Source organism: Micromonospora echinaurantiaca, assembly GCF_900090235.1.
Lineage (GTDB): Bacteria > Actinomycetota > Actinomycetes > Mycobacteriales > Micromonosporaceae > Micromonospora > Micromonospora echinaurantiaca.
This window is the reverse complement of record NZ_LT607750.1, coordinates 2,882,706-2,908,269: the sequence shown is the minus strand read 5'-3', so window position 1 is coordinate 2,908,269 and position 25,564 is coordinate 2,882,706. Positions and strand designations below refer to the sequence as shown.

Sequence of the window (25,564 nt, the reverse complement as noted above, 5' to 3'; positions counted from 1 at the left end):
GGTGTCGGCCCCGCCGAGGCGGGTACCCGGCACGCGTGGCCGAGCTGCTGGAGGACGGGGACATCTACTTCCTCTACCGCCCCCGGGTGGCGGAGGAGCACGTCGACTCGCTCGACGAGGTGCAACGGCTACTGGTGGTGCTGCACCCGTGGCAGGGCCGGCACCTGCGGCTGCTCGTGGTCGGGCGCAAGCGGCTGCCCGGTATCGACGAGCACGACCGGTTCTGGGCGTTCGTCGACGAGGTGGTGGCACGGCCGGAACAGCTGCACGAGACGCTGCAGGCGCGCCGGTACCGGACGAGGACCCGGGGCGAGCGGGAGCAGCCGGCGACGCGGCCAGCGGCGGAGGGGGCGTACGTGATCGCCCGGCACGACGACCACACGCACCTGGCGTACCAGCTGGAACTACCCCTGCATCCCGGCCCGGCGCAGCACGGGCTCAGCATCGAACCGGAGGCGAGCTACGTCATCACGGTGAAGAACCCGGAGGCGCCGTCCCCGCACGGGGTCGGCCTGCGCGGATCCCGGAAGGTCCAGCTGCCCGCCGCGCTGCGGGCGAAGTTCCACGGCCGCGGCTTCGCCCCGCTCGACCCGCCCGCCTTCCTCGACCACCCCGGGACCGAGGTCGTCCTCGTCGGCGCGGCGCACGACGCGTCCGCCGAGTTGCGGCTCGACCTGGACGCGGAGGTCGAACGGGCGGAGCGGAGCACCATCTTCGGGGACCTGCGCATCGGGCGCCGGGAGCGCCCGGTGACGCCGCTGTTCGAGGGGAAGTGGGCGTAGCCCGCCTCGCCCCGGGCGCCGCCGCCGGCCTCCTCGCCCTCACCGGCGTGCACCGCCAGGGTCGCGGGGGACTGGTTGCCGCCCGCGACCCGCCGTCGAGCGCCTACAGCGCCCGGCACTGGCCCGACGCGGCGCCCCGGACGGTGTTCGGCGTACCGAGGTCGACCGGGGCCGGGCTGTTGCCCGCGCAGTGCAGCGCCGCGACGTCGTTGCCGGCGAGGATCGCCGCCGTGTCGCCGGTGACGTTGCCGGAGAGCACCAGCGGACCGTCCACCCGGGTGCCCACCGCGGTGACGTGACCGGTGGTGCCGGTCAGCGTGACCGCGCCCCGCACGCTGCTGTTCAACAGCTCGACGGCGCCCGCGCCGGTCGCCGCCAGGGCGCCGGAGATGGTGGCGCGTTCGGCGACGAGGGCGGCCCCGGGCCGGACCACGACCGCGCCGGTCACGGTCGCCCCGCGCAGGCAGGTGACGCCGGTGCTGACGACCAGCGGGCCGGTGTGGCGTCCGGTGACGACGTTGGTGCAGGCCGGCGGCGACGGAATCAGCGTGGCCACGAACGACCCGGGGGCGCCGATGTTGCCGACCGCGTCGATGCCCCGGTACTCGACGGTGTGGCGGCCGTAGCCGGGGGAGCGCTCGGCGAACGGCGACACCGACAGTCCGCCCGAGCCGAGGTTGCCGTAGACCAGGCCGTCCACGTCGGTGCCGGTGGCGGTGAACCGGAACGGCTCGTCGGCGTCGGTGGGCCAGCCGTAGTAGTTGTGCCAGCCGTCGCCGTCCAGCCGGAACTCCGCGGTGACCTGCCCCGCGCCGTCGTCCGCGCCGGTCAGCCGCATGGTGAACGGGCCGTTGTACAGGTACTCGGTGGGCCTGCCGGGCCTGGTCGTGGTGAGCAGCGGCGCGGAGACCTGGTAGTCCACCTCGGGCCGGGTCGCGTCGACCGTCCAGCCGCGGCTCACCGACTCGCGGGTCACCGGGTCGGTGACCGTGGCGGTGAGCCGGTGGGTGCCCCGGGCCAGGCCGAGCGGAGCCAGTTCGAGGTCACCGTCGTGCCCCGGGTTGGCCACCGGCTGACCGTCGAGGGTCCAGGTGACCGTCGGCACCCGGTCGGTGGGCTGGGTGCTCTCCACGTACACCACGTCCCGCGCGCCGACCGGCCGGTCGGTCGCGGTCGACGCGGTGATCGCCAGCGGCTCCCCGCCGGCGGGGGTGGTCAGCGCGGTGTCGACGGTCCAGGTCCGGCGCTGGGTCAGCGCGGCCGAGTCGCGCACCGCGGGGTCGCGGACGAACGGGGTCGGGTCGGTCACCGTGGCGGTGACGGTGTGCGTTCCGGGCGCCAGCCGCAACGACCGCAGGTCCAGGTCGCGGGCGTTGCCGGTGCCCGGGACGGTGACGCCGTCGACCGACCAGGTGACGGCGAGTTCGTGGCTGACCGGGTGCAGGGTCTGCACCCGAAGGACCCGGTCCGCGCCGACGGGCCGGTCGGCGGGCGTGCCGCCCTGCAGGATGCTGACCTTGCCGGCGATCCGCTGGGTCATCCGCTCGCGCGCCACCTGGTCGAAGTAGAAGCCCAGCGACTTCATCATCGAGTGCTGGCTGGGCCGCCACACTCCCCGCTGCAGGTACAGCCCGCCCTCGTAGCGGCCGATCGTGCCGCCGGACTCGCTCGGCTCGCCGAGCCAGCGCCACCACTTGGCCTGGGTGTCGCGCATCTGCTGCTCGGTGAGCACGGTGTGGTGCACCGAGGAGGGTTCCGGCCCGGTGTAGGTGTCACCGGCCACGCCACGGGCGTAGTAGTCGTACTCGTCCTGCAGGCCGCCCAGCGAGTGCCCCAGCTCGTGCGGGCTGATCAGCGCGCTGAGCGCGTTGCCGCCGGACGCGGTCGCGTTGGCGCCGCCCGCGCCGCCGTACGTGCCGCTGTTGGCGAGCGCGATCAGCTGCCGGTTGCCCGGGTTGGTGCCGGTCGCCAGGTTGGCGTACGTGTTGGCGGCGGCGCCGTCGACCGAGAGCAGGCGCTGCACGCTGTTCGGGTTGCAGCCGCCCCAGAAGCCCATGCCCAGGACGGTGTCCCGCCGCGGGCCGGTCAGGCCGGGATCGCAGTCCACCCCGGACTCCGCCGAGACGATCTCCACCGCGTAGACGTTGAAGTAGCTGCGGTAGGACTTGAACGGCTCGATGGTCCAGAGGGTGTTGAGGTGCTTGTCCACGTGCGACCGGAACGTGGGCAGGTCGGCCTCGGTGTAGCCGTCGCCGAGCAGCACCAGGTTGAACCGCTTGGCCGGATCGCCGGTCACCTGGATCGGCACCACGGTGGCGCTGCCCATCTCGGCGGCGGCGGCCGGTGGCGCGACCACCAGCCCCGCCGTGACCATCGCCGCCACGCACAGCCCAGCTCTGATCTTCACCACGTCCCCCTCGTGACCGACGCCTCCGGCGATCCCGGTCGCCGCCGTGATCGCGGTCAATCCGGACCGTACCCGGCCGCCGCGGCGCCGCATAGCCCTTCGAGACCCGCCAATGGCCGCGGCCGGCGGGGACCGGAGCCGGGCGGCACCGACGCCGCCCCTTCGGGGCGTTGACGTCGATGTGACAGCATCCTAGGGTCATTACGGCCCTGGCCGAATATGGTTCATGGCCAAACGTGCCAGTAGCAGCTCCTCAATCGTCCGGGTGTGGCCCGCCGCTCCCGGACCCATCGAGATTCCGGTTCTGACCGTTACGGCTCGGCCGCCGGCTACCCGGCGGTCGCTGGAAGAGAAGCAGGCGCCCATGACCAACCGCCGCACGTTACTCCGCTCCGCCGTCGCCCTCACCGCGGCGCCGGCCCTGCCCGTCGCCTGGTCCGCCGGACCCGCGACCGCGAACCCCGCCGCGGACGGGGTGACGGTGGACGACTTCGGCATCCCACTGCGCGACGTACTGCTCATCGGCGGCACCGTCGCCCCCGGCCCGACCGGCGAACCGGTGCTCTGGTCCGCCGTCTCCGGCGAGCCGGCCAGGCTGGCCGCGATCGACCCGGCCACCGGCCGGACCGTCTCCGCCCAGGACCTCACCGGCGCCCCCGGCTCGTACGCGGTGGCCGCCGCGCCCGACGGCACCGTCTACGTCGGCGCGTACAACACCGGTGACCTGTACCGTCGCCGGCCGGGCCCGGACAGCCCGGTGGAGAACCTCGGCCGTCCGCTGCCGTCCGAGACGTACATCTGGCGGATCGCCGTGGACGACGCGGGCGTGGTCTACGGCGGCACCTTCCCCGGCGCGCGGGTCTTCGGCTACGACCCGGCCACCGGGACGACCCGCGACTACGGCCAGGTGCTGCCCGGCGCCCAGTACGTTCGCAGCCTCGCCGTCACCGCCGACAAGATCTACGCCGGCACCCAGCCGGACGCCCACCTGTTCGAGATCGACAAGGCCACCGGCGAGCGGCGCAAGCTGCCGTTGCCCGACGGCCTGGGCACCGGCACCGGGCAGACGGTGTACGACCTCAACGCCCACGACGGCCGGGTGTACGCGCGGTTCGGCTCGGCCATCAACGGCCGGCTCGGGGTGTACGACATCGCCGGGCAGCGGTGGACCGACCTGATCGACGACGTCGCCGGCCTGGACGTCTCCGCACCCGGCCCGGGCGGCCTGGTCTACCTCACCCGCGCCGGCCGGCTCACCGGCTACCACCCGGGCCGGCGGACGTTCACCGACACCCCGCTGGTCTTCCCCGGCCGGGTGGTCAACAACCGGGGCATCGGCTGGGTGACCCTCGCCGACCCGGACTGGCCGGGCCGCACCCTGGTCGGGCTGCTCTGGCGCGGCGACATGTTCCGCTGGAACCCGGTGACCGGGCGGGCCGACGTGGTGCAGACCGACGTGCCCGGCGCGCCGATCCCGATCGCGGCGCTGCACGTCGGCCCGACCGGCACGGTCTGGGTGGGCGGTTACCTCAACGGCGGTCTGGCCCGGGTGGACCCGGACACCGGCGTCTCGACCTTCCAGCGCTTCGCCCAGGTGGAGAGCGTGCTGGAGACCGGCGACCGGGTGTGGGTGGGGGCGTACCCGGACTCGCGGCTGTACCGGTACGACCCGGCCGCGCCGTGGCACAGCCCGGAGTACTCGCCCGGCCTGCCCGGCAGCGCCGACAACCCGGCCAAGCTGCTCGACCTGAAGTCCGCCGACCAGGTACGCGCCCGCGCGCTCACCGACGCCGGCGACAAGGTCGCCTACGGCACCATGCCGAACACCACCCTCGGCGGCGTGCTGGCCATCGTGGACAAGGCCACCGGCGCCGCGCGGATGCACCGGCCGGTGGTCACCGACCAGTCGATCGTCAGCCTCACCCACGTCAACGGCCTGCTCGTCGGCGGCACCTCGATCTCCGGCGGCTACAGCGTCCCGCCGCCCACCCAGAGCGAGGCGAAGCTGTTCGGCTGGGACGTCGCCGGCGACGTCAAGGTGTTCGAGTTCGTGCCGGTGCCGGGCGCGACGGCGATCCCGGCGCTGGTGGTGGACCGGACCGGGCTGCTGTGGGGCCTGGCCGGTGGGCAGCTCTTCGCCGTCGACCTGGCCAGCCGGTCGGTCGTCCAGCGGATCCAGCTCGCGCCGGGCGTCGCCGACAGTCGCGGCAAGCTCGGCTACGACGCCGCGCGCCACCTGCTGTACGCGCTGGTCCGCGGGCAGCAGGTGGTACGGGTGGAGCTGGCCACCGGCGCCAGCCGGCAACTGCTGGCGCAGCCGGCGGAGTACCTCGCCGTGCACCCCGACGGCCGGGTCTTCCTCGGCGCGGGTGAGCACCTGTCCCGGCTCACCGTGACCGGCTGACGGCCCGTTCCGCGGCGAGCGGCGCGGGCAGCGACACCAGACGGGCCGACGATCCCCCCTCGGGATCGCCGGCCCGCCGTCGTGAGCACCGGGGTGCGGGGTCTACAACTGGATGCGGACCAGGTTGCGGCCGCGCAGCGCGTACAGCGCCGAGCCGTCCGGAGCGGCGGTGAGCAGCGCCCCGCCGCCGTACCACTGGGCGTTCAGGCCGGTGACGAACGGGGTGACCGTCATCGTCGCCGGGTCCAGCTTCCAGACGTCGCGGCCGTTGCTGCCGTAGATCGCCGGGCCGACCTGCACCAGGGTGTTCTGTCCGGACGCGACAGTGGTGGTGGCGACCACCTGGCGGGTCCGCTGGTCGACGGCGAAGAGCACACTGGTCTCGGTCAAGCCGAGGATCCGGTCGCCGGTGGCGACCAGGTCGACGATCTGCTTGGCGCCGGGCACCGGGGTGATCTCCCAGGTCTTCGTCCGGGTGGCCAGGTCGAAGCCGGCGAGCCGGGCCTCGGTGGCGCGCGGCGTGGTGCCGAGGCCGGCGTTGATGCTGCTGCCGAGGAAGGCGGTGCCGTGCTTCACCGCCACCGACCGGATCGACTGGTCCGTGATCACGTCGCGGTGCACGTCCAGGGCGCCGGAGCGGGGGTCGTAGAAGGAGACCGCGCCGCCGTACCGGCCGTACTCCGGTTCGGTGCCGACGACCAGCAGCTTGTCGGCGGGGGACCAGGTCGCGTCCAGCGGCCGGGTCTGGTCGTGGCCGATGGTGGTCACCCGCCTCGGGTCACCGTCAGGCGCCATCCGGAACAGGTACGCCAGCGTGTAGACCGACATCCAGATCTCACCGGCGACCGGGGTCATCGCCTTGGCCTCGCCCGGCAGGAACCGGCGGGTGGAGGTGCCGCCGGCCAGGTCGTGCACCTGCACCCCGGCCTTGCCGGAGACGTACACCCGGCCCCCGTCGGTGGCGATCGCCATGGCCAGCTCCGGTGCCGGCGGCATGCCGGCCTCGGTGAGGTCGACGCCGGTCAGCTCACCGGTGTTCAGGTCGTAGGTGACCACGGTGTTGGTGACCACTCCGCGCAGCTGGTCGCCGGTGACGAAGATTCGGCCGAAGGCGGCGCCGTCGTAGGGCACGGCGAGCGTGCTGAGCTGGCCGGTGTCCCGGTCGTACCGGCGCAGCGTGCCGGAGGGCCGGGTGCCCACGTAGACGTCGTTGCGCTCCGAGTCGATGGCGATCGCGGTGATGAAGCTGTCCGGCGTCTGCACCACCTCGTACCGCGACGGGTCCGCGGTGTCGATCAGCAGCATGGTGCCGGTGGGGGAGAGGGCGGCGGCGAGCAGCCCGTCCTGCAGCGCGAGGGTGCCGACGAAGGTGCGGTCGGCGAACTCGGGCGGCAGGATCTCCCGCTTCGCGCCGGTGACCCGGTCGATGGCGATCAGGTGGGCGTGCGCGCCGACGCCGGCGTAGATGGTGGTCGCGTCGACGGCGATGCTGCGCACGTACTGCTCGCCGGGGACGGCGACGCCGTAGTCGCGGGTGGCGCCGGTGGCCGGGTCGTAGGAGAAGACCCGCCCGTTGGGATAGGTGCCGCCGTAGAGGACGCCGTCGGGCGCGGTGGCCAGCGCCCAGATGTACCGGTCCGGGGAGACGTCGGCGACCTTGGTGACGGCGGTGCCGGTGGTGTCGATCCGGTACAGGTCACCCGGCTCGTAGGTGCCGACGTACAGGTCGGTGCCGACTGCCGCGGTGGCCCAGGCGCCGCCGCCGGTGGGCAGTTCGTAGCGTTTGTCGACCCGCTGCTCGGCCAGGTCGTAGCCGCCCACCACGATCGGCGACACGCCGCCGGTGGCCGTGTAGATCGTGCCGTCGATCAGCTCGGAGCCGTTGACGGAGGTGACCTCGGACGCGGGTCCGAGGTCGGTGACGGTGCCGGGCGGGGCCGCCTCGGCCTGGACTGCCGCCGGTGCCTCGGCATGGGCGGTGCCGGTCGGGACCGCCAAGGCGGCGGCGACCAGCGCGAGGGCCGCGGTCAGCGCGGTACGTCGCAACACGACCTCCATAAACTAGTTTCGGTCAGGGCTGTAACTGCTACAGCGCACCACGCCGGGTGGCGTGCTGTCGAGGCCCGACCCGTAAGTTCCTCGCCGATCGTGAGCATCGATCTGCGGCTCTGGAATTCCGGCCGCCACCGTAATAGGGTGCCGGCATCGTCGATCGTGGAGGTCGCCCGTGCCGCCGTTCCGCCGTACCCTCGTGCCCGCCACCGTCCTGACCCTCGCCGCCGCCCTGCTGCCGGCCACCGCTCCCGCGTCGGCCGCCCCGGCGGAGGCGACCCCCGGCACCGTCACCGACTTCGGTGTCCAGCAGACCGCGCTCACCGTCTTCGAGGCGCACTACGGAACCGGCGCCGACGACCGGCCGGTCGTCTACGGCGTCCAGATGGGATCACCCGGGGTGCTCAGCGTGACCGACCCGGTGACCAGGGAACTGCTCGACACCGCGTACCTGCCCGAGTCCTCCGGCGCCTGGGGAATCACCCAGAGCAGCGACGGCACGGTGTACGCCGGCAGCTACCCCAACGCCCACCTCTACTCGTACGACCCGAAGACCCGGACCACCGTGGACCTCGGCGCCCCGGTCGCCGGCCAGACCGTGCTCTACGGCCTGCGCCCCGGCGCGGACGGCCGGGTCTACGGCGGCACCTACCCGGGCGCGCACGTCTTCTCCTACGCCCCCGGCGAAGGCTTCCGCGACCACGGCCGGATGTACGCCGGCGAGCAGTACGTCGTCGACGTCGCCGTGGACCCGACGCGCAACCTGCTCTGGGCGGCGGTCGGCACCGCCGGCCACCTGATCCGGCTCGACCTGGCCACCGGCGAGAAGCGCGACATCTGGCCGGAGACGATGCGCGGCGACGCGAACTACCCCTACGACATCAACCTGGTCGGCGGGAAGCTCTTCGTCAAACGCAACAAGCTCCAGGGGCTGGTGCTCGACCCGGACACCGGCGCGGTGCTGGCCGACGGGTTCACCATGGGCTCGCGCGGCACCTCTGCGCTCGCGCCCGACGGCCGGTCGGTCTACTTCACCTCCGGCACCGACCTGTGGCGCTACGACCTGCCGACCGACACCGTCGGGCCGGTGCGCGACGCCGCCGGGACTCCGGTGCGCAGCGACGGCGCGGGCATCGGGTTCGGTTTCCTCGACGGCCAGCTCTACGCGGTGATCGGCAACTACGGCGGGCAGGCGCTGCGCTACGACCCGGCCACCGGCGCCAGCGAGCGCTACCGGCTGCCGTTCCCGCCGCAGGCGCTGGACATCAACAACATCACCGCCGGCCCGGACGGCCGGATCTGGACCAACCTCTACATCAACGGCAACCTCGCCGTCCTCGACCCGGACACCGGCACCGCGACGAACGTGGGCCGGCTCGGCCAGGCCGACGGCTTCGGCTGGCACGGCGGGCTGATGTACCAGGGCGTGTACCCGTACGGTGGGGTGCTGGTGTACGACCCGGCCCAGCCGTACCGGCTCGGCACCAACCCGCGCGAGCTGTTCCGGTTGCAGCCCGACGGCCAGAACCGACCGATCGCCTTCGCCTCGGCCGGCAGCCGGATCTACGTCGGCAGCACCCCGGACTACGGGCTGTGGGGCGGCGCGCTGACCGTGTACGACACCGCCACCGGCGCCCGCACCACCCACCGGAACATCGTCGCCGACCAGGGTGTGATCAGCCTGGCCGTGGTCGGTGACCGGCTCTGGGCGGGCACCACCATCGGCGGCGGCGGGGGCACCGTGCCGCGCGCCACCGAGGCGAAGGTGTTCACCGCCGACCTGGTGACCGGGGAGAAGACCGCCGAGTACACGCCGGTTCCCGGTGCCGACGCGATCACCTCCCTGGTGGCCGGCCCGGACGGGATGATCTGGGGGCTCGCCGACGGCGAGGTGTTCGTCCTGGACCCGGCGTCCGGCGCGGTGACGCACCGCGTCGACGTGCCCGGCCGTTCCTCCGGGGTGGCCGACGAACTCGTGGTCAGCACCGCCGACGAGCACGTCTACGCCGCGCTCGACGGCTACCTGCACCGGATCGATCCGCTCACCAAGGACGTGCGGGTGATCCGGGACGCGCAGACCTATCGGCTGACCCAGGACGGCCAGGGCAACCTCTGGTTCCGCAACGGGGTCAAGGCCGCCAACGGCGCTGTGCAGTACGGCTCGCACCTGCTGCGGTACGTGCCGGAGGCCGACGACTGCCGCCGCTCCGACCTGCGGGCCCAGGTGTACGCGGGCGACGCGACCGGGGTGCCGAACCGGTACGCCGAGCGCGGGTGCACGGTCAACGACCTGATCCGCGACGAGGCGTCCTGGGACAGCCACGGCGCGTTCGTCGCGCACGTCGCCGCGGTCACCGACGACCTGGTCGACGCCGGCCTGCTCAGCGGCGCCGAACAGGATGCGATCGTGGCGGCGGCTGGCCGCTCCAACATCGGCCGCTGACCCGGCTATTGACTTGACCACCGGCCGTACCGGCCGCTGACCCCGCCGTTGACCCGGTCACCCGGCCGCGCCGGCGGGTTTCCCGGCCACCGTGGGCCCCGCCCTCTCCCGATGGGGAGGGCGGGGCCGCGTGGTTCGGGGTGGGCGCTCTCCCCGGCTGCGGAGCCCGCCCGGGCTCAGACCAGCGACACGGGTTCGGTGAGGTCGACCGGGGCACCGCCGGCCAGCCGGCTGCGTTCCGCCGCGAAGGCCATCCGGTGGCTGTCCAGCGACTCCCGCGGCCCGGAGCGGACGGCGCTCCGGTCGCCGGTGGCCACCGCCTCGACGAAGGCCGCCATCAGCCGCATGTCCCCGCCACCGTGACCCGAGCCGGCGTCCGCCCCACCGCCGCGGGTGTCCGTGGTGACCGTGGCGCCGGTGACAAAGTCAGTGACGCTGACCTGCTCCCCATCGCCCTCCAGGTAGCCGTGCGTGCCCATGATTCGGGTGCGCCGGTGGCCGGCCGGGGTGAACGCGCTCATGGTCAGCGTCGCGGTCGCCCCGCCAGCGAAGGAGACCGTGACGCTCTGGTGGTCGGCGACGTCGTTGCCGCCGGCGTAGACGCAGCACCCGTACGGGCTTTCGCGCAGCGCCGCGGTCACGCCCGCCTCGGTCAGGTCGCGGGTCACCACCGACAGCGGCCACTCGTGCCGCTGGGGGTCGGCGAGGCAGTCGCGGTAGAAGCGGGCGGCCGAGTACGGGCACCGGGACTCGACCGGGCAGTCCAGGCAGCGCGCGGCGGCGCCGGCGGGCCGGTTGCCGGGGTGGAAGTGGTGCAGCCCGCCGACGCTGCTGACCCGGGTGGGCAGGTCGTCCACCACGTAGCGCAGCCAGTCCAGATCGTGGCAGCACTTGGCGAGCAGGCTGCTGGACGAGGTCTCGGCGCGGCGCCAGTTGCCGCGTACGTAGGAGTGGGCGAAGTGCCACCAGCCGACCGGTTCCAGGTGCTCCACCCCGACGATCCGGCCCAGCGCGCCCGTCTCGACGTACCGCTTCACCGCGTCGGTGTAGCGGGTGTAGCGCAGCACGTGGCAGACGGCGAGCAGGACGCCGGTGCGATCCGCTGCCTCGGTGACCGCCGTGCACTCGGCCTCGGTCGGCGCGATCGGCTTCTCCAGCAGCACGTGGTAGCCGAGTTCGGCGAAGCGGGCGGCCGGTTCGGCGTGCTCGCGGTCGGGAGTGGCGAGCACGATCGCGTCGGCCAGCCGGGGCTGGGCGGCCAGGGCCTGCCAGGAGTCGTACCGGTCGGCCTTCGGCACCCGGTGGGCGTCGGCGAGCACGCTGCGGTGCGCGTCCCGGGGGTCGGCGACGGCGACCACCCGCGCCCGGTCGGGGGAGCGCAGCGCGTAGCCGGCGTAGGTGCTGCCGCGGTTGCCCGCGCCGACGATGGCCAGGGAGACGGTCATCGGTGTCCTTCACTCATTACGGGGCTGGATCGATCTGTCCACACGTGCGCACGATCAGTGACGACACGACCTCGGTACTTTCCACTACTAGTATCGGACAGGACCGTAAGTTAATGTACTGCGAACCTGACTCCCCCGGAAGGATGCGAGATGCGTGTTCGGAAGAGCCTGTCGGCCGTTGCGGTGGCGCTCGTCGCCGCGCTCGCGGCGACGGGCTGCGGCGGTTCCGGATCCGGTGACTCCGGTAAGGCGACCGTGACGATGTGGACATACCCGGTGATCGCCGACGAGGCGAAGCACCGCGCGCACTGGGACGAGACCATCAAGGCGTTCCAGGCCGCCAATCCCGATATCGAGGTGAAGGTCGAGATCTTCCCCTGGGCCAACCGGGACCAGGCGCTCGCCACCGCGATCGCCGGCAACAAGGGGCCCGACGCGGTCTACCTCATCCCCGACCAGCTGCCCAAGTACGCTCGCAACATCGAGCCGATCGACAAGTACCTCGACGACGCGGCCAAGAGCGACTACCACGAGAACGTGGTGCAGTCGGTGAGCATCGACGGCAAGATGATGGGCGCACCCATCCTCACCAGCGCCGCCACCCCGATCTGCAACAAGAAGGTCTTCGCCGCGGTCGGCGAGACGACCTACCCGACCAGCTGGAACGACCTGCTCACGCTGGCCCCGAAGTTCAAGGCCAAGGGCTACGACATCACCGCGTACGCCGGTGACGCCAAGCAGACCCTGAACCAGACCTTCTACCCGCTGCTCTGGCAGGCCGGCGGCGAGGTGTTCAGCCCGGACGGCAAGTCGGTCACCTTCAACAGCGACGCCGGCAAGAAGGCGCTGACCTTCGCCAAGCAGCTCGTCGACGGCGGCTACGTCGACAAGACCCTGCTCACCACGGCCCCGCCGATCGAGCAGACCAGGATCGCCCAGAACAAGGTCGGCTGTGTCTGGCACGTGCCGGCGGCGGAGATCGAGAAGTTCTGGGGCAAGGAGAACATCCAGGTCGTCCCGCACTTCACCGAGACCAAGCAGATCGGCTACGGCACCGTCGGCTCGCTGTCGATGCTCAAGAACGCCGAGAGCAAGGAGGCGACCGGCAAGTGGATCGCCTTTGCCACCAACGCTGACAACAGCAAGAAGTACGACGTCGGTGCCGGCCTGTTCTCCGCCCGGAAGTCCACCGGCCCGCTCTACGCCGGGGACCCCGTCTTCGGCGAGCAGGAGAAGCACGTGGGCACCAGCACGGTCGGCCCGCTGCACGAGAAGGCCCGCGACGTCCAGGGCGTCCTCTCGCCGGAGATCCAGGCCGCCCTGCTCGGCAAGAAGTCGGTGGAGCAGGCGCTCGACGACGCGGCCAAGGCCGCGGCTCCGCTGCTCGGCTGATTCCCGACGCGGCTCGCGGTGGGCGTACCCTGCCCACCGCGAGCCGCTGAGAAAGGTTGTCAGATGGTTGCACTACCGGGGAGACCCGCGCGGCGGCTGCGCCGGCCGTCCGCCCGCGAGGCCGGCACGGCCCTGCTGTTCGTCCTGCCGTTCCTGCTGCTCTTCGCCGTCTTCCGGTTCGGGCCGGCGATCGCCGGGGTGATCCTCGGCTTCACCGACTACACGGTCGGCGGCGAGACCAGCTGGACCGGGTTGGAGAACTTCCGCCGGCTCGTCGACGATCCGACCTTCTGGTCCGCGCTGCGCGTGACGGTCATCTTCACCGTGCTGTCCGTGCCGCTGTCGATGCTGGCCTCGCTCGGTATGGCGCTGCTGACCCGGCGCGCCTTCCGCGGCGCGAAGCTGTTCCGGTCGATCTTCTTCCTGCCGGTGGTGACCAGCCTGGTGCTCGCCGGCGTGGTCTTCAGCTGGGTCTTCTCCGAGGGCGGCCCCTGGTCGCGGGCAATGGGCGCGCTCGGCCTGCCGGCACAGTCCTGGCTGGCCGACAGCGTGCTGGTGATCCCGGCCCTGGTGCTGGTCTCGGTCTGGTCCCGCTTCGGCTACGGCATGCTCATCCTGCTCGCCCGCCTTCAGGACGTCCCGGCCGAGCTGGAGGAGGCGGCGCTGACCGACGGCGCCTCGGCCTGGCAGCGCTTCCGCTACGTCACACTGCCGCAGCTGCGTCCCGCGCTGTTCTTCGTCGCCATCATCGAGACCACCGTGTCGTTCCAGGTGTTCGACATGATCTACGTGATGACCGGCGGCGGCCCGGTACGCGCCAGCTACAGCCTCGTCTACCTGCTCTACGACCAGGGTTTCAAGTACTTCGACCTGGGTTACGCCAGCGCGGTCGGGGTCGCCCTGTTCGTGATGACGATCGTCGTGGCGCTGATCCAGCGGCTGACCCTGGGGAGGGAAAATTGACCGACATCATCACGCCCCCGGCCACCGCCGCGCCGACCACCGAGGCGCCCAAGCGCAACCGACGTCCGTACCGCGTCGGCCGGGCCAGCCGGGGCTGGGTGGTAGGGCGCACCGCCCTGCTGGTGGGCGGCGCCCTGCTCACCCTCTTCCCCTTCTACGCGATGGTCGTGCTGTCGTTCAAGCCGACCGGGCCGGTCACCTTCCCGGACAGCCTGCTGCCCTGGCCGTTCTCCACCGAGGCGTACGACCAGGTGATCGGCGCCAAGAGCGTGCTGCGCTGGATGTGGAACACCATCATCTACTCGGTGGTGTCCGTGGTCGGCGTGCTGCTGTTCGCCTCGATGGCCGGCTACGCCTTCGCCAAGAAGCGGTTCCCCGGCAAGGAGACCATGTTCTGGTCGTTCCTGGCGATGCTGATGGTGCCGTACCACGTCACGATGATCCCGACGTTCATCATCATCTCCGAGCTGAACGGCGTGGACACCTACTGGGGCATGATCGTGCCGACGCTGGCCAACGCCCAGGCGGTGTTCCTGATGCGGCAGTTCATCGCGTCGCTGCCCGACTCGCTGTTCGAGGCGGCCCGCCTCGACGGCTGCTCCGAGTGGCGGGTGTACGTCTCGATCGTGCTGCCGCTGATCAAGCCGATCCTGGCCACCCTCGGCGTCTTCGTCTTCCTCTGGCACTGGAACGACTTCCTGTGGCCGCTCATCGTCGGGCAGAGCCTCGACATGCGTACCCTCACCACCGGCATCGCCTCGCTGCAACAGGAGAACGTGGCGTTGAACATGCTGCTCGCCGGGTCCGTGGTGGCCTTCGTGCCGATCTTCATGGCCTACCTGATCGGTCAGCGCTACTTCCAGGAGGGCGTCTCGACCACGGGCATCAAGGGTTGAGCGTCATCGCGGTGGCGGCGACGCCGTACGTCCGCGAGCTGTTCCTCGACCCCGACACCCGGGCCGCCCTGGGCCGGCTGGGGGAGGTGCGGCTGCCGGCCGACGGCGCCGACGTGGGCGACGAGGTGGTGCTCGCGGGGCTGCTCGCCGACGCCGACGTCGTCGTCACCGGTTGGGGCACCGCCCCGCTGACGGCCGCGGTGCTCGCCGCCGCGCCGCGGCTGCGGCTGCTCGCGCACACCGGCGCCAGCGTCAAGCCGTTCGTCACCCCGGAGAGCTTCGCCCGCGGGGTGCGCGTCACCCAGGCCGGCGAGGCGATGGCGTACGCGGTGGGGGAGCAGGCGCTCGCGCTCACCCTCGCCCTGCTGCACCGGCTGCACCGGTTCGACCACGCGCTGCGTACCGGCGCCGACTGGGCGACCGCCAAGGCCGCCCCGCCGCGGCGGGAACTGCGCGGGGCGACGGTCGGGGTGGTCGGTGCGTCCCGGACCGGCCGGGCCTACCTCGGCCTGGTGCGGGCGCTCGGGGCGCGGGTGCTGGTTGCCGATCCGTTCCTGTCGGACGCGGAGGCGGCGACGCTCGGCGTCGAGCGGGTCGGTCTCGACGACCTGCTCGCCCGCAGCCTGGTGGTCAGCCTGCATGCCCCGGTGCTGCCGGAGACGGTCGGGATGATCGGGGCACGGGAACTGGCGCTGTTGCCGGACGGGGCGGTGCTGGTCAACACCGCCCGCTCGGCGCTGGTGGACGAGGCCGCGCTGCTGGCCGCGCTGCGTACCGGGCGGATCGACGCCGCGCTGGACGTCTTCGACGCCGAACCGCTGCCGGTCGACCACCCGTTCCGCCGGCTGCCGAACGTGCTGCTCACGCCGCACGAGGCGGCCGGGACGGTCGAGTCGCGGCGGCGGGCCGGTGCGATCGTGGTGGCCGAGATCGACCGGTTCCTGCGCGGCGCACCGCTGGCCCACGAGGTGCTGCCCGAGCAGCTCGATCGGACCGGCTGACCGGCTGACCTGCGCTGGCGTGGCCGGAGGCCGGAGAAGTAGCCTCTGCGCTCATGCGCATCGCTCTGGCCGGACTCGCCACCAGTCACCCCTACACCGACGCCCGCGCGTTGCGCGACCACGCCGAGTTGGTGGTGTGGGAGCCGGATCCGCAGCGGTTGGCGCGGTTCCGCGCCGAGCAGCCGGACGTCGCGGTGGCGCCGGACCTGGCCGGGTTGCTGGCGACCCGCCCGGACGGGGTGGTCCTCACCGTCCCCACCTCCGACGTGCCGGACGCGCTGGCCCAGGTGCTGGCCCGTGAGCTGCCCTGCTTCGTCAACAAGCCGGCCGCCGCGACGGTCGACCAGCTCGACCGGCTGGAACGCGTCGTGGCGCCGGCCGCGGAGCTGGTGCTCACCTCCTCGGTGCTGCGCTTCGCGCCGGACTTCGCGGCGTTCGACGTGCCGCGCGGGGAGGTGCTGTCGGTCCGGGCCACGGTGCGGCACGACGTCGGGTTGTGGGCCACCGGGTACAACCCGTGGCAGGACGACCCGGCGATCGGCGGCGGCACGCTGGTGATGATGGGGCTGCACGGGGTGGAGTTGCTGGTCGCGCTGCTCGGGCCGGCGGTGCGGCTGGTCGGGGCCGCCGGCACGGTACGCCACCACCGAGGGCTGCGCTCGGAGGACACCGGGATGCTGGCCCTGCAGTGGGCGGACGGGGTGCCCGGCGCGGTCGAGGTGCTGGGGGTCAGCGAGGGCGAGGCGTACGAGGTGACCGTCCACACCGCCGCGGGGGAGCGGCGGGTGGTGCTGCGCGGCGGCGCCGACCAGCTCGGCTACCGGGACACCATCGACGCGTTCCTGGGCATGGTCCGGGGCGCGCCGAGCCCGGTGCCGTGGGCGCAGACCCGGGCCGTGCTCGGCGTCCTCGCCGCGGCCCGCGCCACGGCCCGCCCCGCGTAGCCGACCACGTCCCGGGCCACCGGCCCCGCCCCGATGGCCGGCCGGTGGCCCGGTCCCGCCCGACGTCGTCGGCCCCGCCCCGATGGCCGGCCGGTGGTCCGGTCCCGCCCGACGGCGTCGGCTCCGAGACGGCCGCCTCTGGGCGGCCCGGCCGCCCGACGGCGTCAGCTCTGGCACGGCCGCGATGGACGGTTCGGCCGTGACCGACGGCCCGGTCCGCAATTGGGCCGGGTACGGCACGGCGGGCGCGGAAAATCGGTCGTGCGGGTGGTCCGACCCCGCCCGTCACCGTCTCGACCTGCGGCGTCAGCGGGGTTCGGCGGGCCCGTCGGACCCGCCCCGGTCGACCGGCAGCCCCCGGCACCTTGACGCTCTCCGGGCCGGAGGTTACGGTCATGACCGTTACTTCTGAAGGGGTGGTGGCATGCGTACGGTGGCGGACCTGGAGGAGCGCCTCTCCCGCCCGCGGGACGTCCTGGTGGACGACCTGCGCAAGCTCGACGGGGACATCCTGATCCTCGGCGCGGGCGGCAAGCTGGGGCCGAGCCTGGTCCGGCTGGCGCTGCGCGGGGTCGCGGCGGCGGGCACCGGCGCGCGGGTGATCGCCGTGTCGCGGTTCTCCGAGGCCGGCCTGGCCGACGCGCTGCGCGACGAGGGCGCCGAGGTGGTCGAGGCGGACGTCGCCGACGACGCCGCGCTGGCCGCGTTGCCCGACGCGCCGAACGTGGTCTTCCTGGTCGGTGCCAAGTTCGGCACCTCCGGCCGGGAGCACGCCACCTGGGCGACCAACACCTACCTGCCCGGCCGGGTCGCGCAGCGTTTCGCCGGGTCGCGGCTGGTGGCGCTGAGCACCGGCAACGTCTATCCGCTGGTGCCGGTGACCAGCGGCGGCTGCGTCGAGCAGACCCCGGTGCAGCCGGTCGGCGAGTACGCGATGTCCTGCCTGGGCCGCGAGCGCATCCTCACCCACTTCGCGCAGCGCGACGACACCCCGCTGGCCCTGATCCGGCTCAACTACGCCGTCGAGATGCGCTACGGGGTGCTGGTCGACATCGCCCGGACGGTACACGCCGGCGAGGCCGTGGACCTGACCATGGGGCACGCCAACGTGGTCTGGCAGGGCTACGCCAACGAGGTCATCCTGCGCGCCCTGCACCACACCGGCACGCCGCCGTTCGTGCTCAACCTGACCGGGCCGGAGCTGGTCTCGGTCCGCCAGGTCGCCACCGCGGTCGCCGCGCGGCTGGGCCGGGAGCCGGCCTTCACCGGCGCCGAGGCGCCCACCGCGCTGCTGTCCAACGCCCAGCTCTGTCACCGCCTGTTCGGCTACCCCGACCTGCCGCTCGCCGAGCTCATCGAGCTGACGGCGGACTGGGTCGCCGACGGCCAGCCCCTGCTCGGCAAGCCGACCGGCTTCCAGCGCCGTGACGGCAAGTTCTAGGAGAGACCGTGTTGACCGCATCGAGCACCCGACAGGCCGCGGCCCTGACCCGGTTCCAGCGCGGGTGTGTCATCCCCGCCCACCCGCTCGCCCTGGACGCCGACCGCAGGCTCGACGAGCGCCGGCAGCGGGCGTTGACCCGCTACTACCTCGCCTCGGGGGCGGGCGGCGTCGCCGTCGGCGTGCACACCACCCAGTTCGCCATTCACGACCCGAAGGTGGGGCTGCTCGCCCCGGTGCTGGAACTGGCCGCCGAGACCGCGGCCGGCTCGGACGCGATCCTGGTCGCCGGCGCCTGCGGGGACACCGCCCAGGCCGTCGCCGAGGCGGAACTCGCCGCGTCGCTCGGCTACCACCTGGTGCTGCTGTCGCCGTACGCGCCCCTGGACGAGGACGCGCTGATCGAGCGGGCCCGGGCGGTCGGCGAGGTGCTGCCGGTGATCGGGTTCTACCTGCAACCGGCCGTCGGCGGCCGGGAGCTGTCCCGCGACTTCTGGGCCCGGCTGGCCGCCCTCGGGTCGGTGGTCGGGATCAAGGTGGCGCCGTTCGACCGGTACCGCACCCTGGACGTGCTGCACGGCGTCTGCGCCGCCGGCCGCAACGGCGACCTCGCCCTCTACACCGGCAACGACGACCACATCCTGGCCGACCTGGTGGCGCCGCACCGGGTCATCCTGGACGGGCGGGCGGTGGAGGTCGAGTTCGTCGGCGGGCTGCTGGGCCAGTGGGCGGTCTGGGCGGGCACCGCGGTGACGCTGCTCGACGAGGCCCGGCGGGCCCGGGCCGGCGACGACGCGGCGCTGCGTCGACTGCTCACTCTGGACGGTCACCTGACCGACGCCAACGCGGCCATCTTCGACGCCGCCAACGGCTACCACGGCTGCATCCCCGGCATCCACGAGGTGCTACGCCGGCAGGGCCTGCTGGCCGGCCGGTGGTGCCTGGACCCGGACGAGGAACTCTCCCCAGGGCAGCTGGCCGCGATCGACCGGATACACCGCGCCTACCCCCACCTGCGCGACGACGACTTCGTCGCCGAACACCTGGACACCTGGCTGTCCTAACCCCACCTGCCCCACCGGACCCCTTCACCCGGGTTGATCATGAGGTTGGCGGCAGTTCCGGAGATCGACTCCGCCGCTAACCTCATGATCAACGCGGGGTGGCCGGCGGTCCGGTCCGTGTTGGACGGGGGGTGTGGGAGCGGGTTGGGTCAGAGGGTGAGGCGGTAGAGGGTCAGCGGGCGGCCGCTGGTGCCGGAGGCGAGGTTGCCGGTCCGCTCGGCCAGGCCGGCCAGTTCCAGCCGGTGCAGCATGCGCCGCGCGGTGCGTTGCTGCACCCGCAGCTGGTCGGCCACCTCGCGGCTGGTCAGCGGTTCGTCGCCGACCGAGGTGCGCACCTCCCGCAGCCGCAGCAGGGTGGGCACCGACAGGCCGACCCGCTGGGCGATGACCGCCAGGTTCACCTCCGACGGCGCCGGGGGCGGCGTGGTCGACTCGAGCACGATGTCGGTCTCGCCGCGCAGCGACAGCACCGCGGTGGTCGGCCCGACCCGGCGGGCCCGGCTCAGCGCGCGGCGGGCCAGGTTCTCCGCCTCCGCGGCGCTGCGCCCCAGGCCGAAGCCGATCTGCACGGTCTCGTGCCGGTCGGCCAGGCGGCGCAGCATCGGCAGCGCGGTGAACCCGCCGGTGGCGTCGTGCAGCGGGCCCCGGGTGGTGACGATGAGGTACGTGTCGGGCGCGAACCGGGCGAGCGTGCCGCCGAGCCCGGCCACCTCCTTGAGCAGCCCGTCGTCGCCGTCGGAGAGGTTCGCCAGCCCGAGCGCGATCTGGGCGTCCTCCTGGGCCTGGCTGCCGACCTGGAGCAGCAGCTGGCGCAGCGCGGTGCGCACCGAGTGGTTCGACGGGGCGAGGCGGAACGCCGGCATCTCGTGGCGCAGCACCTCGTACACCGAGCTGATGCAGGTGACCGCGACGTCCGCTCCGGACTTGTGCTGCCGGCGGTGGAACGCGACCACGTCGTCGGAGCGCAGGCCGCTGCGGTACGGCAGCGAACGGACCCGGTCGACCGGCAGCCCCGCCTCGCCGAAGGTGGTGGCGACGTCGGCGCCGGTGACGGTGTCGATCGACATCCGGGTGATGTCGTGCCCGGCGCGCAACAGCCGTACGGCGGCCTGGAGCAGGGTCGCGCCGGTGTAGTCGACGAAGACTGCCGGACGGTTCAGCGAGTTCGCCTCCCGGGCGAGGGTGTACGGCACGACGCCGGTGAACAGCCACGCCTCCACCTGGCCGGCGTGCGCCTCGACGATCGCCGGAGCCTGCGACTCGTGGTCGTAGTGCAGTCGACGGGCGGTGACGCCGGGCTGCTCCTCGCAGGCGGCGGCCACGTCGTCGACCAGGTCGTGCGGACCGATGACCCCGATCTCGATGGTCACCGCTGCCTCCTGTCGGGGGTTGCATTGTTCGCAGCACAAGATTACGGTCAGGCCCGGTATTAATGAAGCCCGGGAGGGTCACGTGTTTCCCAGCATGGCCGACGCCAGCGGCCGAACGATCGGCGCGGAGGAGCTGGCCGCGGTCAGCCGGGTGCTCCAGTCCGGCATGCTCAGCTCGGTGTGGGGCACGGAGGTCCGCGCCCTGGAGCGCGAGATGGCCGACCGCCATGGAGTGTCGCACGCGGTGGCCGCCAGTTCGGGGACGGCGGCCCTGCACCTGGCCGTCGCGGCCGTCGCGCCGGATCCCGGCGACGAGATCATCACCTCTCCGATCAGTGACTTCGGCACGGTCGCGCCCATTCTGGCGCAGAACGCGGTGCCGGTGTTCGCCGACGTCGATCCGTACACCGGCAACCTGGACCCGGCGGCGGTCGCCGCCGCGATCGGGCCGCGCACCCGGGCGATCCTCGCGGTGCACCTGTTCGGCGCCGCCGTCGACCTGCGCGCGGTGGCCGACGCCGCCGGGGTGCCGCTGATCGAGGACTGCGCCCAGGCCTGGCTCACCCGCTACCCGGACGGCACCCTCGCCGGCACGGCCGGCGCGATCGGTTGCTTCAGCCTCCAGCAGTGGAAGCACATCACCTGCGGCGACGGCGGCCTGACCATCACCGACGACCCGGTGCTGGCCCGCCGGATGCGGCTCTTCGCCGACAAGGGCTGGCCGCGCGACGAGGCCCGTCGGCACGTCAGCCTCGGCCTCAACTACCGGATGACCGAGCTCGCCGGCGCCGTCGCGCGGGCCCAGCTGGCGAAGCTGCCCGGGGTGCTCGCCGACCGGCGGCGCACCGCCGGGCGGCTGGTCGACGCGCTGGCCGGCCTGCCCGGCCTGCACCTGCCGGCGGACGTCGACGCGCACGCCTGGTGGCTGTTCCCGATCGTGCTGGACCCGCCGCTGACCAACCACGAGGTGGCCGGGAAGCTCGCCGCCGCCGGCATCCCGGCCCGCGCCGGCTACCTGCAGCAGCCGCTGCACTGGGCGCCGGCGCTGACCGAGGCGCCGGTCTACGGCAACTCCCGCTTCCCGCTCACCGTGCCGCCCGCCGACCGGCTGCCAACCTACGGACCGGGCGCGTGCCCGGTCGCCGAGCGGCTGATCGAGCAGACCCTGCTGGTGATCGACTGGAACGAGCGGTACACCGACGCGCACGTCGACGAGATCGCCCAGGCCGTCCGCGCCGCGGTGGCCGGATGATCGCGCCGGCCGCCGCCGCGCTGCGCGACCGGCTGCGCTGGCGGCTCGTCGCCGCCAGCGCCACCCCGGTGGACGCGGCCGGGGCCGTCGACGAGGAGGTGCTCGGCCGGTACCTGAGCGGGTTGGTCGCCGACGGGGCCGACGCGCTGGCGGTGCTCGCGCACACCGGCCGCGGCCCGTACCTCGACGAGGCCACCCGCGACCTGGTGGTCCGCCGTGCCGTCGGGACCGGGGTGCCGGTGATCGTCGGCGTCGGCGGCCGGCCGGGGGAGCGCACCGACGAGGTGACCGCGCAGGCGCGCCGGGCGGCCGCCCTCGGCGCGAACGGCCTGCTCGTCTTCCCGGTCGACGACGACCCGGTCGCCCACCACGACGCGCTCTGGCGAGCGGCCGGCCTGCCGATGCTCGCCTTCGACCTCTACCTGCGGCCCTACCCGGAGCCGGCGCTGGCCGCGTTGCTGGCACACCCCGGCGTCGCTGGGGTGAAGGTGGCCCGGCTGCACGACGCCATCGCCTGTCAGGCCGCCCTCGCCGCCGCGCACCGGGCCGACCGGCTGGCGGTCACCGGCGAGGACCGGATGTTCGGGCCGTCGCTGATGTGGGGCGCCGAGGCGGCCCTGGTCGGCCTGGCCGCCGCGGCGGTCCCGATCGCCGCCCGGACGCTGCGGGCCTACGCCGACAAGCGGTACGACGAGTTCCTCACCGCCTCCGCCGACCTCGACCGGCTGGCCGAGGTCACCTTCACCGAACCGATGGAAGGGTACGTGCAGCGCATGCTCTGGATCGCCGCCGCGGAAGGGCGGATCCCGGCGGGCCACGCCGTCGACCCGCACGCCCCGGCGCTGCCCGACGGCGACCGGGACCGGGTGCTGCGAGTGGCGGGGTGCCGGTGACCGACAACCCCTTCGTGGCCGGCGACCTGCCGCCGGTCACCCTCGACATCGACGTGCTCGTCGGCCGGTACGCCGACCGGCCCGGCCCCACCGGCGAACCGGCGGCGGTCGCCGCGACGCTGGCCGCCAACGGCGTCGAGCGGGCGGCCGTGGCCAGCCTGCGGGCGGCCCTGTTCGACGTACGCAGCGGCAACGACGAGGTGGCCACCCTCGCCGGCCCCGCCGTGCTGCCGGTCGGCGGGCTGGACCTGCGCGACCCGCTCGGCGCCGAACGGGAGGTCGTCCGGCTCGCCGAACGCGGCTTCCGGGCCGTCCGGCTGTTCCCCGACGAACAACACGTCGAGCCGGACTTCCCGTCGGTGCGGCACGTCGCCCGCCGGGCCACCGAGGCCGGCCTGGTGATCCTGACCGGCGGGGACGTACGCCGGTTCTGGCGGCCGCTGCGCGGCGCCACCGTGGTCTTCCTCGACACGCACTTCTACCACCTGGGCGACTTCGTGGTGGCGGCCCGCGACGAGCCGGGCTTCCACACCTCCACCCGGCTGCTCAACTCGCCGGACGCGCTGGAGACCGTCGCCGCGCACGTCGGCGTCGAGCGCCTGCTCTACGGCTCTCGCACCCCGTACTACGAGCCCGTCGTGCCGCGGCTGCGGCTGGCCCGCGGCGGGCTCGGCCCGACCGCGGTCGCGGCGGTGACGGGCGGCAACGCCCGCCGGATCCTGGGGCTGACCAAATGATCATCGACGTGCACGCCCACTGGGGGCCGTGGTTCTTCAGCATGGAGGTCGGCGCGGTCGCCACCAACCTCGCGGTGATGGACCGGTACGGCATCGACCTGGCCGTCGTCTCCGCCACCGAGGCGGTGATCTACGACGTCGCCGCCGGCAACCGGGCGATGGCCCGGGTGCTGGAGAGCAGCGACCGGCTGCTCGGCTACCTGACCATCAACCCGCGCCGGCTGGACGACGCCGAGCGGGACCTGCGCGAGCTGCTGCCCACCGGCCGGTTCGTCGGCGTGAAGATCCACACCGACTACACCGGCTCGCCGGCGAACTCGCCGCAGACCCGCGCGGCGCTGGAACTGGCCACCGCGCACAACCTGCCCGCCCTCGTGCACACCTGGGACACCAGCCCGCTCGACCTGGCCCAGGCGGTGACGGACGTCCCCGGGGCGCGAGCCATCGCCGGGCACATGGGCGCGAACGGCTGGCGGCACGCCGTCGAGGCGGCCAACTCGGTCGACCGGCTCTGGCTGGAGCCGTGCTTCTCGCACACCGAGGCGGGTCGCTTCGCCGCGGTGGCGGCGGCGGTCAACCCGCGCCGGCTGCTGTTCGGCACCGACGCCACCCTGATCGACCCGGCCGCCGCGTACGGGGCCGTGCTCGCCGCCGACCTCGCGCCCGAGCTGGCCGAGCGGGTCGCCTGGCGCAACGCCGCCGAGCTGTTCCGCCTCGACGTCTCCTGACGCCGCACTGGCCTCCGGCAGCGCCGCGCACGACCGACCGCCGGGTCAGTGCGCTGCTGCCGGATCGCCGGCGCCGCGCACGACCGGTCGTCGGGGTGGCCGCCCGGCCGGGTGCTAGCCGGCAGCGAGGTCCGCACCGCCGGTGCCCGACCTACCGGCCGTTCACGGCACCGGCTGTGGCGGGGGCGGGCCCACGTACCGCGAATCCGGCCGGATGATCTTCGAGTCCTCGGCCTGTTCCAGCACGTTCGCGCACCACCCGATGACCCGGCTGGTGGCGAAGGTCGGGGTGAACATCTCCCGGGGCAGCGCGCACAGGTGCATGACCACGCCCGCGTAGTACTCCACATTGGTGTGCAGTTCCCGGCCGGGCTTCAGCTCCGCCAGCAACGACAGCACCCGCTCCTCCACGGCCACCGCGAGGTCCACCAGCTCACCGCCGAGGTCCTGGGCGATCCCCTTGAGCATCCGCGAGCGCGGGTCCTCGGTCCGGTAGATCGGGTGCCCGAACCCCATGATCCGCTCACCGTTCAGGATCCGGGAGCGCAACCACGCGTCGGCCCGGTCGATCGAGCCGATCGCGTCGAGGGTGTCCAGGGCCCGGCTGGGAGCACCGCCGTGCAGCGGGCCGGACAGCGCGCCCAGGGCGCCGCCGACGCAGGCGTAGATGTCGGCGCCGGTGGAGGCGATGACGCGGGCGGTGAAGGTCGAGGCGTTGAAGCCGTGGTCGACGGTCGCGATCAGGTAGCGCTCGATCGCCCGGGCGTGGCGCTCGGACGGCTCCTCACCGGTGATCATGTACAGGTAGTTCGCCGCGTGCGACAGGTCGTCCCGCGACTCGATCGGCTCCAGTCCGGCGCGCAGCCGGTACAGCGCGGCCAGCAGGCTGGGCGTGAGCGCGCAGAGCGCCACGGCCTGGGCTCGGCGTTCGGCGGGCGGGGTGTCGTAGAGCGGACGGGCGCCCCCGGCGAGGCCGGCGACGGCCAGCGCGGCACGCAACCCGCCCATCGGGTCCTGCGCCGCCGAGGCGGCGGCGATGCCGGGCAGGGCGGCGGCGACGGCGGGTGGGATGTGACGCAGCGGCGCGATCTCCGCGTGCAGCGCCTTGGGCTCGGCGGGGAGGGAGCCGTCGATGAGCAGCGCCCAGACGTCCTCCAGGGTGCGGCGCTCGGCCAGGCCGATGGCCGAGAACTGGCGGTAGTGGTAGAAGCCCTCGTGGCCGCGGACGTGGCCGATGGTGGTGTCGGTGACCACGACGCCGGCGAGCCCGCGCGGAACGGTGATGGTGTCAGCCATGCCGGCAGCCTCGCGCCGGCAAACCGGCCCAGTCAACATTGATCCAGTCAATGT

Annotated in this window: 19 protein-coding genes; 14 read left to right on the top strand and 5 right to left on the bottom strand. The window is 73.3% G+C overall.

Features of this window, described 5'->3' with window-relative positions:
* Window positions 1-35 precede the first annotated feature (35 nt).
* Window positions 36-782 carry a hypothetical protein gene (locus GA0070609_RS13340; protein ID WP_088994111.1) on the top strand — a complete coding sequence of 249 codons (747 nt, stop codon included), beginning with the start codon at window positions 36-38 and terminating at the stop codon, window positions 780-782.
* Window positions 783-885: 103 nt separating this feature from the next.
* Here the strand turns inward: GA0070609_RS13340 and GA0070609_RS13335 are convergent, their stop codons facing one another.
* Window positions 886-3,249, bottom strand: a complete 2,364-nt coding sequence (locus tag GA0070609_RS13335; RefSeq protein WP_197700269.1) for a M64 family metallopeptidase — start codon at window positions 3,247-3,249, stop codon at window positions 886-888.
* A 304-nt stretch (window positions 3,250-3,553) separates the two neighbouring features.
* On the opposite strand from GA0070609_RS13335, the gene GA0070609_RS13330 reads away from it, so the two are divergent.
* The gene (locus GA0070609_RS13330; protein ID WP_088994110.1) at window positions 3,554-5,593 is read left to right on the top strand and encodes a ligand-binding sensor domain-containing protein; all 2,040 of its coding nucleotides are present in this window, start codon (window positions 3,554-3,556) and stop codon (window positions 5,591-5,593) included.
* A gap of 102 nt (window positions 5,594-5,695) precedes the next feature.
* On the opposite strand, the gene GA0070609_RS13325 is transcribed toward GA0070609_RS13330, so the two are convergent.
* Window positions 5,696-7,642 carry a hypothetical protein gene (locus tag GA0070609_RS13325; protein WP_157748133.1) on the bottom strand — a complete coding sequence of 649 codons (1,947 nt, stop codon included), beginning with the start codon at window positions 7,640-7,642 and terminating at the stop codon, window positions 5,696-5,698.
* A 178-nt stretch (window positions 7,643-7,820) separates the two neighbouring features.
* Here GA0070609_RS13325 and GA0070609_RS13320 point away from each other — a divergent pair, with 178 nt between their 5' ends.
* On the top strand, window positions 7,821-10,088 hold the full coding sequence (locus GA0070609_RS13320; RefSeq protein WP_088994108.1) for a YncE family protein: 2,268 nt from the start codon (window positions 7,821-7,823) through the stop codon (window positions 10,086-10,088).
* Between the two features lie 176 nt (window positions 10,089-10,264).
* On the opposite strand, the gene GA0070609_RS13315 is transcribed toward GA0070609_RS13320, so the two are convergent.
* On the bottom strand, window positions 10,265-11,533 hold the full coding sequence (locus GA0070609_RS13315) for a Gfo/Idh/MocA family protein (protein WP_088994107.1): 1,269 nt from the start codon (window positions 11,531-11,533) through the stop codon (window positions 10,265-10,267).
* A 150-nt stretch (window positions 11,534-11,683) separates the two neighbouring features.
* Between GA0070609_RS13315 and GA0070609_RS13310 the strand changes: the two genes are divergently transcribed.
* The 7 genes from GA0070609_RS13310 (at window position 11,684) to GA0070609_RS13280 (ending at window position 19,234) form a co-directional block, all read left to right on the top strand.
* Window positions 11,684-12,925, top strand: a complete 1,242-nt coding sequence (locus GA0070609_RS13310) for an ABC transporter substrate-binding protein (protein ID WP_088994106.1) — start codon at window positions 11,684-11,686, stop codon at window positions 12,923-12,925.
* 63 nt (window positions 12,926-12,988) lie between these two features.
* A complete protein-coding gene (locus tag GA0070609_RS13305) occupies window positions 12,989-13,888 on the top strand; it encodes a carbohydrate ABC transporter permease (protein WP_088994105.1) in 900 nt (299 codons plus the stop codon).
* Complete coding sequence (locus tag GA0070609_RS13300; protein ID WP_088994104.1) at window positions 13,885-14,784, top strand: carbohydrate ABC transporter permease; 900 nt, start codon at window positions 13,885-13,887, stop codon at window positions 14,782-14,784. Before GA0070609_RS13305 ends, GA0070609_RS13300 begins: the two co-directional genes overlap by 4 nt.
* Window positions 14,781-15,785 (top strand): hydroxyacid dehydrogenase, encoded by a 1,005-nt coding sequence (locus GA0070609_RS13295; RefSeq protein ID WP_088994103.1) that lies wholly within the window; start codon window positions 14,781-14,783, stop codon window positions 15,783-15,785. The genes GA0070609_RS13300 and GA0070609_RS13295 overlap by 4 nt, the downstream gene beginning before the upstream one ends.
* A gap of 53 nt (window positions 15,786-15,838) precedes the next feature.
* Window positions 15,839-16,729 (top strand): Gfo/Idh/MocA family protein, encoded by an 891-nt coding sequence (locus GA0070609_RS13290; RefSeq protein WP_088994102.1) that lies wholly within the window; start codon window positions 15,839-15,841, stop codon window positions 16,727-16,729.
* 424 nt (window positions 16,730-17,153) lie between these two features.
* Window positions 17,154-18,170 (top strand): NAD-dependent epimerase/dehydratase family protein, encoded by a 1,017-nt coding sequence (locus tag GA0070609_RS13285; protein WP_088994101.1) that lies wholly within the window; start codon window positions 17,154-17,156, stop codon window positions 18,168-18,170.
* An 8-nt stretch (window positions 18,171-18,178) separates the two neighbouring features.
* Window positions 18,179-19,234 (top strand): dihydrodipicolinate synthase family protein, encoded by a 1,056-nt coding sequence (locus GA0070609_RS13280; RefSeq protein ID WP_197700268.1) that lies wholly within the window; start codon window positions 18,179-18,181, stop codon window positions 19,232-19,234.
* Between the two features lie 149 nt (window positions 19,235-19,383).
* On the opposite strand, the gene GA0070609_RS13275 is transcribed toward GA0070609_RS13280, so the two are convergent.
* Window positions 19,384-20,604 (bottom strand): response regulator, encoded by a 1,221-nt coding sequence (locus tag GA0070609_RS13275; protein ID WP_088994100.1) that lies wholly within the window; start codon window positions 20,602-20,604, stop codon window positions 19,384-19,386.
* Between the two features lie 82 nt (window positions 20,605-20,686).
* On the opposite strand from GA0070609_RS13275, the gene GA0070609_RS13270 reads away from it, so the two are divergent.
* Genes GA0070609_RS13270 through GA0070609_RS13255 form a run of 4 tightly spaced genes read left to right on the top strand, consistent with a single transcriptional unit; the run spans window position 20,687 to window position 24,214 of the window.
* Window positions 20,687-21,856 carry a DegT/DnrJ/EryC1/StrS family aminotransferase gene (locus GA0070609_RS13270; protein ID WP_197700267.1) on the top strand — a complete coding sequence of 390 codons (1,170 nt, stop codon included), beginning with the start codon at window positions 20,687-20,689 and terminating at the stop codon, window positions 21,854-21,856.
* Window positions 21,853-22,749, top strand: coding sequence for a dihydrodipicolinate synthase family protein (locus GA0070609_RS13265; RefSeq protein ID WP_088994098.1), 897 nt, complete (start codon window positions 21,853-21,855; stop codon window positions 22,747-22,749). Before GA0070609_RS13270 ends, GA0070609_RS13265 begins: the two co-directional genes overlap by 4 nt.
* Window positions 22,746-23,486, top strand: coding sequence for an amidohydrolase family protein (locus GA0070609_RS13260; RefSeq protein WP_197700266.1), 741 nt, complete (start codon window positions 22,746-22,748; stop codon window positions 23,484-23,486). The genes GA0070609_RS13265 and GA0070609_RS13260 overlap by 4 nt, the downstream gene beginning before the upstream one ends.
* The gene (locus GA0070609_RS13255; RefSeq protein ID WP_088994097.1) at window positions 23,483-24,214 is read left to right on the top strand and encodes an amidohydrolase family protein; all 732 of its coding nucleotides are present in this window, start codon (window positions 23,483-23,485) and stop codon (window positions 24,212-24,214) included. The genes GA0070609_RS13260 and GA0070609_RS13255 overlap by 4 nt, the downstream gene beginning before the upstream one ends.
* A 162-nt stretch (window positions 24,215-24,376) precedes the next feature.
* Here the strand turns inward: GA0070609_RS13255 and GA0070609_RS13250 are convergent, their stop codons facing one another.
* A complete protein-coding gene (locus GA0070609_RS13250; protein WP_088994096.1) occupies window positions 24,377-25,510 on the bottom strand; it encodes a citrate/2-methylcitrate synthase in 1,134 nt (377 codons plus the stop codon).
* Between the last annotated feature and the right edge of the window lie 54 nt (window positions 25,511-25,564).

Coding starts and splice junctions, on each gene's coding strand:
- GA0070609_RS13265 (WP_088994098.1), top strand. CDS start 21,853: ATGATCGCGCCGGCCGCCGCCGCGCTGCGCGACCGGCTGCGCTGGCGG.
- GA0070609_RS13285 (WP_088994101.1), top strand. CDS start 17,154: ATGCGTACGGTGGCGGACCTGGAGGAGCGCCTCTCCCGCCCGCGGGAC.
- GA0070609_RS13310 (WP_088994106.1), top strand. CDS start 11,684: ATGCGTGTTCGGAAGAGCCTGTCGGCCGTTGCGGTGGCGCTCGTCGCC.
- GA0070609_RS13255 (WP_088994097.1), top strand. CDS start 23,483: ATGATCATCGACGTGCACGCCCACTGGGGGCCGTGGTTCTTCAGCATG.
- GA0070609_RS13250 (WP_088994096.1), bottom strand. CDS start 25,510: ATGGCTGACACCATCACCGTTCCGCGCGGGCTCGCCGGCGTCGTGGTC.
- GA0070609_RS13315 (WP_088994107.1), bottom strand. CDS start 11,533: ATGACCGTCTCCCTGGCCATCGTCGGCGCGGGCAACCGCGGCAGCACC.
- GA0070609_RS13330 (WP_088994110.1), top strand. CDS start 3,554: ATGACCAACCGCCGCACGTTACTCCGCTCCGCCGTCGCCCTCACCGCG.
- GA0070609_RS13290 (WP_088994102.1), top strand. CDS start 15,839: ATGCGCATCGCTCTGGCCGGACTCGCCACCAGTCACCCCTACACCGAC.
- GA0070609_RS13305 (WP_088994105.1), top strand. CDS start 12,989: ATGGTTGCACTACCGGGGAGACCCGCGCGGCGGCTGCGCCGGCCGTCC.